Source organism: Anaerotruncus sp. DFI.9.16 (assembly GCF_024461615.1).
Classification (GTDB): domain Bacteria; phylum Bacillota; class Clostridia; order Oscillospirales; family Ruminococcaceae; genus Anaerotruncus; species Anaerotruncus massiliensis.
This window is the reverse complement of the sequence record NZ_JANFZX010000003.1, coordinates 104,899-117,705: the sequence shown is the minus strand read 5'-3', so window position 1 is coordinate 117,705 and position 12,807 is coordinate 104,899. Positions and strand designations below refer to the sequence as shown.

Genomic DNA, 12,807 nt, shown 5'->3' with positions numbered 1-12,807 from the left:
CGTATGTAAAGACCGGGATCGTACTCATCAGCATCAGCACCGCCAAAAGCAGCGCGGCATACCGCTTCCCGCTGTGTTCTTTATTCCTCCACAACGTTTTCATTCTTCCGTCCCTCCATGTCTTCCCGTCTCTTCTATCCGCAAGGATCGCTCCTCAATATCCAATACGCTCTCCAGAAAACACGTGAGTTCCAGCACGCTCCGGAAGCTCTCCTCCCGCTTTCCTTCCAGCCATCTCACGCGCCCCTGCCAGCTGCTGTTCTGCCGTGCGTACACATGCACCGAGAAGGTCGCGCACCTCCCCCAGCCATTCTGCATCACCCGTTCGTTCCACTGCTGCGCCAGCCGGGGCAGGACGTCCTCCTTCATTTGCGCGAACCGCGCCGCCGGGCCCGGTTTCCCGGCCGTGCGCAGCTGAGTGCCCCGCTGGGGGAAGGAGAAATAGTCGAAGACGGCGTCCAGCTTCATGACCAGGTCGTAAAATCCGGTGAAAGGCAGCTTCTCCGCAAAGCCGCCGTTATAAAATTCCCCGCTCGCCGTCCGCAGGGGCACGCCGTCCGCCAGGGCCCCCTCTCCAAAACAGCCGCTGATCGTGGTTTCCGTCACCGCATTCACGCATATCATGGTCACAGGGACGTTCCCCAACTGCTGCCTGGACCTCTTTGCCATATCCGATCCTCCGATTTATTACTGTACTTAACGCTCAAAAATGTTTCAAAAAGTACGCTTTTTGTGACTTTAAAAAGAAATAATATCTAAGAATTTATAAATATTTTTTGTTGTCATCCATATAAAAAAATGCTATACTTTTAACAGCAATTCCCTATTTAAAGAAATATTTCCTCATTTTGTGGAAAAAACAGAAAAACTCTCCATGTTTTATAAGGTGTACCTTTTGAAACCGATCCAATTTTTCCACACATGCCCAGACAAAAAGCGGGCCCGATCTTTGATCGGGCCCGCTTTCGCTTTTTTTGCACTACTTCATTTCAATTTGTTTTGTGACCTGTAATTTTTCGATGTTGCATGCAGTTTTCTGATCCTGCGGCGCGCCCTTCCCAGGCAATGCTAACTGCCGCAGCCTCCGCTGTTTTTCGGCCGGCAGCAGGAGGGATCGCCCACGCAGACAGCGGCTGAGACCGTGTTGTTGGACGGATTCGGATCGGCGGTGATGGAGGAGACGCCGGCCGTGTTGCAGATGGCGCCCTTGGCGCACGCGCTGACGAATCCGGACACAAGAATGCGGATGGACGCGCCCGCGGCGAGAACGCCTGCCGTATGGCATCCGGTCCAGGGTCTCCAGGTCCGGCCGCCGTCCGTCGAAAAGACGGCCTTGCTCAATTCCCCGGGCAGCATATCCGTGATGACGACCCTTTCCGCCGCCGCGGGGCCGGCGTTGGAGACGGTCAGCGTGAAGGTGACGTATTGACGGCGGCACACGGGGTTGGGGAACGCGGTTTTTTGAATGGAGAGATCCGCCCCACCCGACGCGGCCGGCGTATCCACGGTGGCCGTGTTGTTATTGGGATCAGGGTCCGGCGTGGCGCCCGCCGCCACCGCCGTGTTGGAAATCGTCCCGCAGGCCGACGGGGATACGGTCCCACGGATCAGGAAGGTCACGCGCTCCCCGGCGGCGAGCCGTCCAATGAGATACGGGTTCGACCAGACGTTCCAGGTCATACCGCCGTCCGCGGAAAACTCCGCCCCGGACAGTTCGGGCGGCACCTCGTCGTAAAGCGCCACGTCATCCGCGTCGTCCGGTCCCCGGTTGGCGACGGTGACGGTGTAGGTCAGCAGCTGGCCCGGGACGACCGGGCCTGGCTGGGCGCTTTTTGTGACGGCAATGTCCGCCGATGCCGCGGCGGTCACGCCGACCGTATCCGTATCGGTATTGTTGTCCGGGTTGGGATCGGGCGTGATGCTGCTTACGACAGCCGTATTGACGATGCTGCCGCTTGCCAGCAGGGCGATCGTCCCCCGCAGGAGGATCGTGCGGACGCTCCCGGCGGCCAGCGTCCCCAGCGCCAGGGAACCGGTCCAGGGCTGGAAGGTCCCGCCGCCGTCCACAGAATATTCGGGGCCGATCAGGCCAGACGGTACATTGTCCAGCACCACAACGTCCTGGGCGTCGGCCGGTCCCGCGTTGGAGACGGTCAGCGTGTAGGTCAGGACGTCGCCCGGCCGCACCGGGTTGGGAGCGGAAGTCTTGCGGACGGAAAGGTCCGCCGAGGGGATCACCGGCGTGACCACGGTGGAATCGTTGTTGTCCGGGTCGGGATCGGGCGTGGCGCCGGTTACCGCCGCCGTGTTGGTCAGGCTGCCGGACGCGGAGGGGATGACCGTGGCGCGGATGAGCAGCTTGACGACCGCTCCGGCGGCCAGCGTCCCCAGGGAATAGACTCCGCCGAAGGGCGCCCAGGTAACGCCGCCGTCCGCGGAGATTTCGGCGTTCTCCAGCCCCGCAGGGAGCGGGTCGTTCAGGACGGCGCCCTCCGCCGCCGAGGGACCGGCGTTGGAAACTACAAGCGTATAGGTGATCCGTCCCCCGGCCGGCACCCGGTCGGGGCTTGCCAGCTTGATAACGGAAAGGTCGGCGGAGGGCCGGACCGGCGTCGTATCCGTTGAGAGGTTGTTGCCGGGATTGGGATCGGGCGTGGCGCTCTCCGCCACGGCGGTGTTGACGATCTCGCCGGTCGCGGAGGCGCTGAGCGTTCCGCGGAGCAGGATCGTTCGGCTTGCGCCCGCCGCGAGCGTGCCGAGCGCATAGGGACTGGCCCAGGGGAAGAAGGTGACGCCGCCGTCCACGGAAAATTCAGGGTCGTGCAGGACGGCGGGCACCGCGTCGATGAGCGTCACGCCTTGGGCGTCGGAGGGTCCGGCGTTGACGACCGCGATGGTATAGCCGAAGGTCCGGCCGGGCACGGCGGGGCTGCTGTCGGCGGTCTTGAAGACCGCCACGTCGGCGGACACCGTTACGGGAGTCTCAACCGTGTCGGAGTTGTTGCCGGGATCGGGGTCGGGCGTGGCGCTGCTCACCACGGCGGTATTGGCAATGGTCCCGCTGGGAGTGGAGGGGTCCACGGTCCCGCGTATGGTCAACGTGAAGGATTCCCCCGCCGCCAGGGTGCCGATCCCGTAGGGGCTGACCCAGGGAGTGAACACGGTCCCGCCCTGTACGGCGAACTCCGGGTTGAGGATTGCGGCGGGGAGCAAATCCGCCAGTTCCACGTCCAGCGCGGTGCTGGGGCCCGCGTTGGACACCGTGACCGTGTAGGTCAGCAGTCCGCCCGCCTCCACGGGGGTCGGAAGCGCCGTCTTTCGGACGGACAGGTCCGCGGAGGCCCCCACGGGGACGATGGCCGTGGAGGTGTTGTTGTCCGGATCTGGGTCGGGGGTGTCGCTGGAGACGGCGGCGGTGTTGACGATGGTCCCGGAGGCCGAGAGGCTCACGATCCCCCGGAGCAGCACCGTCCGGACCGCGCCGGTCGGCAGCGTCCCCGCGGCGTAGGAGCCGGTCCAGGGGGACCAGGTGGTGCCGCCGTCCGTGGAAAATTCCACGTTGGAGAGGGAAGCAGGGACCGCGTCGGCCAGCAGGGTGTTTACCGCCGGATCGGGACCGCCATTCGCGATGGTGACGCTGAAGAGCAGGTATTGGCCGGGAACCGCCGGACTGGGGCTGCCCGTCTTGACAACCGACAGGTCTGCCGAGGTGTCGATGGGAGTGATCTCGGTGGCCCGATTGTTGTCGGGGTCGGGATCGGGGGTGGGGCTGGCGGCCTCGGCGGTGTTGGTAATGGTCCCGGACGCTCCGGCGCTCACGGTGCCGCGGAGCAGCACGACGCGGGAGCCGCCGGCGGGCAGAGTGCCCAGAACGGCCGAGCCGGTCCAGGGCTGGAAGGTGGCGCCGCTGTCCAGCGAATATTCCACCCCGGTGAGCTCCGGAGGCGGCGCGTCAGTCAGCGTCACGTTCCGCGCGTCGCCGGGGCCCGCGTTGGATACCGTCACCGTATAGGTCAGCACGCCGCCGACGGGCACGGGCGACGGACTGCCGGATTTGGTCACGGCCAGGTCGGCGCTTTCCGCCACCGGGGTCTCATCAGTTGAGGTGTTGTTGCCGGGATCGGGATCGGGGGTCGCGCTGCCCACCACGGCGGTATTGACGATGGTCCCCGCCGCCGAGGGGCTCACCCGCCCGCGGATCAGCACCTGGCGCACGGTGTTCGGCGCGAGGTCTCCCAAAGCAAGGGACCCGGTCCAGGGCTGGAAGGAGACGCCGTTGTCGACGGAATACTCCACATCGGTCAGCGCGGCGGGTATGGTGTCCGTCAGCAGCACGCCGATCGCGGCGGAGGGGCCCGCGTTGGAGACGGTCACCATGTAGGTGAGCGGCTCTCCGGGCACGGCGGGCTTGGGGCTTCCCAGCTTTACCACCGAGAGGTCGGCCAGCTCGTTGACGGGCGTCACGACCGTATCGGAGTTGTTGGAAAGATCGGGATCGGGCGTGGACGAGAGCACCGTGGCGGTGTTTTCGATCCGCCCGTTTGCCGAAAAGTCCACCGTGCCGCGGATAAGGATGGTCCGGCTCTCCCCGCTGATAAGTCGGTCCAGCGGATAGGGGCCCGCCCACGGGCTCCAGGTCGCGCCGCCGTCGGTCGAAAGCTCCGCGTCGGCCAGGGTGGAGGAGACATTATCCGCAAGCTGCACGTTTTCGGCGGGCGAAGGCCCCGCGTTGGATATTGTAACGGTATAGGTCAGCAGGCTTCCCGGGTCCACAGGGCTGGGGCTGGACGTTTTCACCACCGAGAGGTCCGCCGATTCGCCGACTTCCACCGGCACATAGTTGGAGACCACGTTGAATTCCCCCGGGATACCGCCCTCCACCGGCGTATACTCATAGCGGACGGACGCGCTGTTCAGCGTGGGATTGGGGGTGGGGACCTCCGTTACCGCGGCCGAGAACGCGACGGTGACGGTCCCGCCGCCCGGGACGTCCGGCAGTGCGAAACCGATGTCCGGGTCGGCCGCCGTGTCCGGCGCGCCGTTTACCGTGACGCTTCCGGGAACGAAGACGAGCCCGTTCGGCACGGAATCCCGGAAGAACACGCCTGTCAGGGGGCTTTCGCAGGTGTTGGTCAGCGTCACCGTGTAACGGACCGTCTCCCCCACGTTGGCGGCGGGCCTGTCGACGGTTTTCACCGGGATGAACAGGGGCTCCTGGATCTCCTGGAAGGAGACGTCGTCGATGGCGTAATCGTTGCCGATCACCTCCGGGCCCTCGCTTAAAAATTCCACGGTCAGGCTGGTATTGTCCTGCGAATTGATCACGCTGCCGATCTGCCTCCATTCCGGCGCGTTGACGTTGACGGGGATCAGAATGCCCAGGGTCGCGCTGTACAAAACGCCGCCGTTTTGGCCCAGTACGCGCACGCCGAGTTCCGGGTTGGGGTAGCCCGTCACCCGGAAGAGGTTCAGGATCCATGAGGTGAACAAATAATTCGTGTTGGGCTGTACCGGAATCACGGCATGGAAGAAGACCGCTCCGGGGTTAAAGCCGTTGACGATCATCATCCGGCCGGTCTCATTGCCCGTGGTGTGGTCCGCGATCCGCCACCACGCGCCGATCACCTCGCTCAGGGCGTCGTTCATGATGTTCTGCACCGTGTATTCTCCCCCGGCGGGCGCGTAGACGTCGGGGTTGGGCAGGACATAAGTGAAGTCCGGCGTGACGCCGGGATAGGGTTCCACGGGCGCGCCGGTATTGGCCGGCGTCCCCTGCGGGAAGGCGCCGAAAGTCCCGTCGTCCGCGACCCGGATCAGATTTTCGCCCGAAATGACGGCGCAGGAATCCAAGATCGTCTGGATGGGCGTATAGATGACGGGGCCGTTGAGAAAGTTCTGGTTGGCCAAGTCCGTGCCGGCGACTGTGACCAGCAGCGTGTCAGGCGTGACAGAATCCAGATTTGTGGAGCCGGGCGGCGGATTGACCGCCGCGCCGATGGGCGGGTTGACGCCCTCGGGGACGCTCCCCGCCACGGCGGCGGAGAAATCCCCCGGTGTCGGCGTCCCGCCGGGCGCGCCGTAGGATTCCACGATCCGGTAGCTGCCGCTGGGCACATTGAGAAAGGTATAGTTGCCGGCGGCGTCCGTCAAAACGGTCAGCCGCGCAGACGTATCAATATTTTGAAGCACCACTGGGATCCCGGCCAGCCCGGAATCGCCGCTGGAGATCGTGGCGCTTCGATCCCTGTCGAAGACGACACGACCCGATATCGTTGCCATAGTGATTGCACCTCTCGATCTAAAATAAACGCCGCCAAGTTCCTTGGCGGCGGAAAATGGTTTCGGACAGCAGCCGGTCCGGCTGCCGGGGTGTGGGCGCAACCGCCCGTTCCGCCCCTTGTACAATATATGCCTTTCTTAGCCGGCGGGTACCGTTTAAAAGCCCAAACTTCCGCGGCCGATACTTCGGACAACCGGGAAAAACAATACGGGCCGGAACCCCCAAAATGGTTCCGGCCCGTATAATCGGGAATCCCGCTCTGAAAGCAGCCGCAAGCCGTTCCTGCGGCCTTCCCGGCCCCAGTCCGCCCATCCGGGCATCCCGGCGCTTTCCGATGCCGCAGGCATCCGCGCCTATTTCAACGGGAAGAAAAAATCGGTCAACTCGTCCAGCGGCCTGTTTTTGCCGCTCTCCTGGATGCGGGACCATGCCAGCGGGACATTGTCTGTCACGACGCCGTCCGCATCGTTGTAGAGGATGGAGTCGATGGAACTCTCCGTGTTTGCCGTCCACGCATAGACCTTCTTCCCCTGGAAGTGGGCCTGATACACCATTCCGACGGACAGGGAACCGGTTTCCACGCTGTAGGCGTCGATATCCTTGAGGTCGTATCGGTCGGTGAGCAGGAGCATGGAGATGTAGACCGTCTCCATCTCAGGGTCCAGGGCCTTGACGCGCTCCAGAAGATCCATCTCCATGGAGGCAACGACACATTGCCGTTCCATGCCGTTGCGCTTGATGAGGTCCAGGGTCTGTTCCACCAGGTCCGTCTCATGCCCGGTGGATTTGAGTTCAATCATCAGCCGGATGCGCCCCTTGGCCGCCCGGAGCATTCGATCCAGAGTGGGGACCGGCTCCCCGGCAAAAGCATCGGCAAAAGACGAGCCGGCGTCCATCCGTTCCACATCCCCATAGGAGGCCTCCCAAACCGGCAGGTCCACCCCCGCGGTCCGCTGAAAGCCGGTGTCGTGAATGACGATGAGGGTGCCGTCCCCGAGCTGCTGGACGTCGATCTCAGCCATATGCGCCCCATCCTCCACGGCCCGGTCAAGTGCCGCCACCGTGTTTTCCGGTGCAAGGCCGGCCCCCGCCCGATGGGCCACAACCTCCGTTTTCGGCTCCGGCGAGTAGGCCCGCCAACCGCCCGCCTCCGTTTCGCTGAAGAAGGTCACCAGCACCAGGGTGCCGGCAACGATCGCCAGCCGCAAGGCGACGCTCGGCCATGCGCGCTTCCTTTTTACCCGTCCGGGGCGTTCCTCTCCCCTCCGCTCGTGGTAGAGGCTCACCATCACCGCACAGAGAAAAGCCGATAGGAACGCCCCCGAAAAAGCCGTCCAGAACTGCTCGGCGGAAGTTATGAAAAATTGGAACTGGCCGCGCGCCTCCTCCGGGGGCGTGAAGCACTTTACCCTGAGCGCCGTGAAAACCACCACCGCGAGTATCAGGACGGCCGCCGTCAGCGTCAGGAGCAGAAGACAGGCGGCGATTTTCCTGGCGGTGCGCCGTTTTTCCCTGCGCAGCAGCCGGAAGCTCGCCCTCCAGGAGCCCAAAAAGGTTTCTCCCCCGAAGAGCAGGGACGGAAAGCCGTAGAGATAGGTGAGCAGAAGGAGGTTGGACAGGAGCACAACGACGGAAAACAGCAGGGAAAGCGCAGGGTTGCCTGCAAAAAACTCCAGGATAAATTCAGGCACCTTCACGTTTTTCAGGTAGCCGCTGGTGAGGGCAAAGACGGAAAGCGCCATGGGCGGAAAGAGCAGGAGCACCGCCAGCCGTTTGGGCGACAGCAGGCTCCGCATCCGAAGCGCCGTCTCCTTTATGAGATTCCATACGGTCAGGCTCTCCCTCCGCCAGCCCCTCTCACAATAGACGAAGAGGCCGACGATCTCGATGCAGACGAACAGCGCCGCCAGCAGGACGATGAACAGAAGCAGCAGGAGGGCGGTGGGATGATGCAGGATGGACGCAAGGTTTTTCTGTCCCAGATAAGGCTCTCCCACCAGTCCCGGCAGCAGGCTCAGCAGATAGCGGAGCCAGGGGAACAGGACCTCAAAGCCCATGACGCGATAGAACACCTCAAAGCACAGCAACGTGCTCCAGTTGCGCAGGACGACGCCCCAGATGCTCCAGGGTATCCGGTCCATCCGTTGGTATTTCCCCATTTTGTCGCCTTCTTTTCCATTCGTTCGAGTATGGTCTATCCTATTATGTCACCGGCGCGGATCGCCTGATTCTCCGGAAGTGGACTTTTTATCTATTTTAGCATATGGGGAGACAAGATACCAATCCAAACGAAAAAAACCGACGAGGGCCGCATGGACAAACGCCCATACGGCCCTTTCGCAGCTTTATTGTTTTTTCATCAACGCCTTTTCCGGCGTGAGAGGAGGATTCCGCATCCGGATACGGCCAGTGCCAGCAGCGCCAGCCCGGACATGGAACGGTCCCCCGTCAACGGGATCGGTTTTTCCTCGATCAGGACCGTCTCGAGCGGCTTCGGGTCCTCCAACGACTTGAGCAGGCGTTTGGGCGGCTTCGGGTCGGAACCGCCCCCGCCGCCGTTTCCGCCGGCGGGCTTGTCGGGTCTTTCAGGCGTCGGCGCGTCGTGGGCAAACATCGCGATGCAGGTGACCCGCCGGACGTGGCCTACCACATACTCAGAACTCGACTGGGCCGTAGGGACAAATGACTCCGGGTCCACATTGGAGTAAAAATGGATCTGCTCGTCAGCGAAATGTGATTCAGGCAGGTCGACCATGAGAGCGGCGCTCCTGCCTCCACCCGTATTGTAGTAATCCACAACAATTTGTACGTTCCACCCAACAAAATGGTAGCCCTCGTCCGGCACCGGCTCCGGGATACCGACACTCGATGTTCGAGCAAGAGAATATTTCTCGCCCGCGGTTCCGGTGATCTCGTGCATGGGCGGCCCGCCCCCATCCGGCCGCAGACTTCCATATTCGCTCGAACGGAAGCTGACTGGAAATACCATTGACGGAATCGTCATGATGATTTCAAGATTCCGGTCAACCAAAAATTTGTCCTGGAGTTTTTTCCCGTCCAACTGGAAGGAAATGTATTCTCCATATAGCTCAAAGACAGGAAGGTCATGTACAAACACATAGGTATCGCACGGCACGGCCCATTTTTCAACACAGGGAAGTCCGTCAGGGCCAAGGTGCGTACTCCCGTCAGGATCCTGATAGGTAACTGTAACGGTGTAAAAATCACTCTTGGGTGCCCACTGGGCAGAAAAGACGCATTCCACCGCGTCGCTATCAATCCAAAACCTCTTTGGAACATATCCGGTCAGGCCGTCCCACTCAATCCCTTTTCCCGGACTCGTATTTACCCGCCATCCGGTAAAATAATAGTCCTCGCAGGTGGGGATCGAAATGCGGGGCAAATAAAGTTCCGAACCTTTTTCCACAGAAAAATATTGCGGAAGTTCTTCCTGCAACGTCTGTCCATCCGGAAGATTCATATCAAATGTGACCCGGCAGGCGTCCGTTTTCGGCAGCCATTTCGCGCACAGGATCAGGACCGGCGACTCATCCGACGGCTGTTCATCCTCTTCATAGAGCCAATCGGTGGGAACCCGCTCACCGGGAGATAATCCCGACCAACCGTCAAAGTAAAAATTCTCCCTCACAAAGCCTTCTTTGGGAGCCAGCACCTGCAAGTAAGAGGGATAGGCCGGATCCGCGCAGGATTCATAACCATATTGCCCACTGTCCACGGGAAGTAGGGACTCAAGCCGTTCACGTTCCTCAGGAGAGACGCCCTCTTCCGGAAGCCCGGCGTCATACCGGACCTCCATCGGGCGGCACCACCGTGCGTAGAGTACGGTATCCTCCGTTATGGGTATTGTATCAGTATTATGTATTAAATCATTTTTTCTATAAATAATTTCTCCATTCGGTTCCGTCGTCCAGCCGTCCTGGAAATAGCCCTCCCCGCGCAGCACATTGTCCGCCACCGGGGCAGTGATCCCCTGAAGATATTTTTTCGGCGCGGGCAGTTCCCCGGTGTATTCCGCCGCGTTCGCATCATAGGTCAGCGTATATGTCCTGCCCCAGATCGCATAAAGCGTAACGTCGCCGGCGACCCGCAGCGTCCCGCCCGGCAGGTAATCCAGCCCCTGCCCATCCGGCTGCGTGTTCCAGAGCAGGAACTCGCGGCCGGGGCCCTGCACGAGCCCGTCAGGCGAAAGCACCACCGCGCCCTCGCCATACCGGTAGACGGTGGGATCGGCGGGCGCCGTCCCGCCGAGGCCGTTGGCGTCGTAGGTCACACGGCAGGAATCGGGCTCGACAAGCGCGGCGTACTGGGCGTAGAGCGTCAAATCCTCGGACAGCCGGGGGCCTCTCCCACCCGGGAAGTAGCCTTTCCCGCTCCCATCCGCCGCCGTGTTCCAGGAGGTCAGGACGCCGCCGTCTTTTTTGAGGTCCGCGGGGAAGGGCAACGTTACATCTTCGTCGATGGAATGGAAGGCAGGATCCATCGGGACACTCCCCTCCGTGTTGCCGTTTCCATCGTAAAGGATATGGCCGCCGGTTGCCCAGCGGGCGGTGAGTCCAATCCCCTGCACGCTCGGATTTTCTCTGTATTGGTCGAGGTCCCTCTGCGTAAACCATTCGGGGATTTCTTCATCCGGATTTGTTTCGGGAGTAAAATAGACTTCCGCGGACCAGCCCAGGAATCCCTCCCGGTCAAAGCCCAGTTCCTCCGGAGTCCGCAGAGCCGTTTCCGACGAGAGGTCGAACGTCTGATAATCGACATTGGGTCCCCAGTAAGGAGCATCGAAAAAATAGGTTATGAACCGGCCGTCCTCCGCTTTTGTCCACTGCGCATATAAATCCGCGGGGATTTCCCCCCACGATCCCAAAATCTGGCCGCCGTCCCGCTCCGTCGTCCAAAAAAGGAAACGGTCGGCCTGTTCCTCGGTTATCTCAAAGCCGGATATCTCATCCGGCCACGGAACATAAGGTTCATCCCAAACAACGGTGCAATCGTCATTCTTCGAGAGGTTCCGATGGAGGGTAACCGATTCCGGCGAAACAATGGGCGTCCACTGCGCATAGAGGGTGGTCGTCTCCTCCCAGAGGACGATGTCCTCATCCAGATAAATTTTCCCATTTCCCTCTTTGTCGCGGCACCATCCGGTAAACTGATAACCGTCACGGACACACCAAACCATATCTCCCCAGGCAAGAACGGCATCTGTATAATCCCGCTCAACCAGCGTTGATCCTTGCGCACCCTCGGACAGCACATCGAGCGGCCCGTGACCCTCCTGTCCGCCATTCAGGTCAAATACGACGTGGTATACCTCCGGTTCTGGTTCCGGTTCCACATTCCACTGGGCGTAGAGATGCAGCTCGACCGGCATGAAATTCCCATATTCTTTCAAATAAATTCTATCTTCGTCATCATAGTACCTGCCGCTACCGTCCGGTTTGGTGTTCCAGCCGACAAAGGCGTGGATCGGCAGAGCTTCTCCATAAAATACATTGGATACATGGAAAACAAATATTATTTCTCCAGCTTCCCAGATGTCCTGTCTTTCCACTTCATGCTCCGGCCAGTTGGAGTGATAATAAAGCGTGATGATCTGCTCATCCGGGCTATACATCACGGCCAGATCGTTTTCCACCGCCGGTTTTCCGGTACAATCCGCCGGGTTCTCCCGGCAGACGGGGCAGTCCCCGTTCGGCGCGTCCTCCGAGCAGGCGATCGCGCAGGTACAGACGAATTTATCCGCGTCATCGCCGTCCCTATCCGTGGGTACGCCCATGCAGTCCGCCGGGTCCTCCCGGCAGACGGGGCAGTTCCCGTTCGGCGCGTCCTCCGAGCAGGCGACCGCGCAGGTACAGACGGGTTTATCCGCGTCATCTCCGTCCCCCTCCGAGGGTGTGCCCATGCAATCCGCCGGGTCCTCCCGGCAGACGGGGCAGTCTCCGTTCGGCGCGTCCTCCGAGCAGGCGACCGCGCAGGTACAGACGGGTTTATCCGCGTCATCTCCGTCCCCCTCCGAGGGTGTGCCCATGCAATCCGCCGGGTCCTCCCGGCAGACGGGGCAGTCTCCGTTCGGCGCGTCCTCCGAGCAGGCGACCGCACAGATGCAGACCGGCTCGTCCTTCTTCTCTTCGGGAAGCTCTTCCGCCATCGCCGGCAGCCCGGCGCATAAGAGCATCAGCGCTGCCAGAAAGCCCGATAACAGTCGTTTCATATTCATTCCAACATCTCCTCTCTCCATGCGGCGACTGGGCGGACCCTCCGCCCACACCCAACCAACATACTCAATATAAAATTATGCCTAAGCGGTCACGTCGTGGTCATGAATCTGATGAAATCCTTGCATGTGAAAGAAGAGTATAGAAACTTTGCAGAAAATCCATCACAAGAGCAGGCCTGCCGATGATTCCTTCGGGCCTGCTCCCGTTACTGATCCGGTACAAGTGTCGTAAAAGTGTCGTAGATACGCAAAACCGATGGGTTTGTCATTTCAACGCAGGACATGAAGAAAG

The 12,807-nt window shown here is 61.2% G+C and carries 4 protein-coding genes; all 4 read right to left on the bottom strand.

Features of this window, described 5'->3' with window-relative positions; all coding sequences use genetic code 11:
* Positions 1–99: 99 nt before the first annotated feature.
* The 4 genes from NE609_RS03045 to NE609_RS03030 all read right to left on the bottom strand — a co-directional run bounded on the left by NE609_RS03045 (position 100) and on the right by NE609_RS03030 (position 12,074).
* Positions 100–669, bottom strand: a complete 570-nt coding sequence (locus NE609_RS03045) for a hypothetical protein (protein WP_256151657.1) — start codon at positions 667–669, stop codon at positions 100–102.
* Between the two features lie 399 nt (positions 670–1,068).
* Positions 1,069–6,279, bottom strand: coding sequence for a DUF11 domain-containing protein (locus tag NE609_RS03040; RefSeq protein WP_256151656.1), 5,211 nt, complete (start codon positions 6,277–6,279; stop codon positions 1,069–1,071).
* Positions 6,280–6,633: 354 nt separating this feature from the next.
* Complete coding sequence (locus tag NE609_RS03035; RefSeq protein WP_256151655.1) at positions 6,634–8,439, bottom strand: glycerophosphodiester phosphodiesterase family protein; 1,806 nt, start codon at positions 8,437–8,439, stop codon at positions 6,634–6,636.
* Between the two features lie 200 nt (positions 8,440–8,639).
* Positions 8,640–12,074 carry an InlB B-repeat-containing protein gene (locus NE609_RS03030; RefSeq protein ID WP_256151654.1) on the bottom strand — a complete coding sequence of 1,145 codons (3,435 nt, stop codon included), beginning with the start codon at positions 12,072–12,074 and terminating at the stop codon, positions 8,640–8,642.
* Positions 12,075–12,807 lie beyond the last annotated feature (733 nt).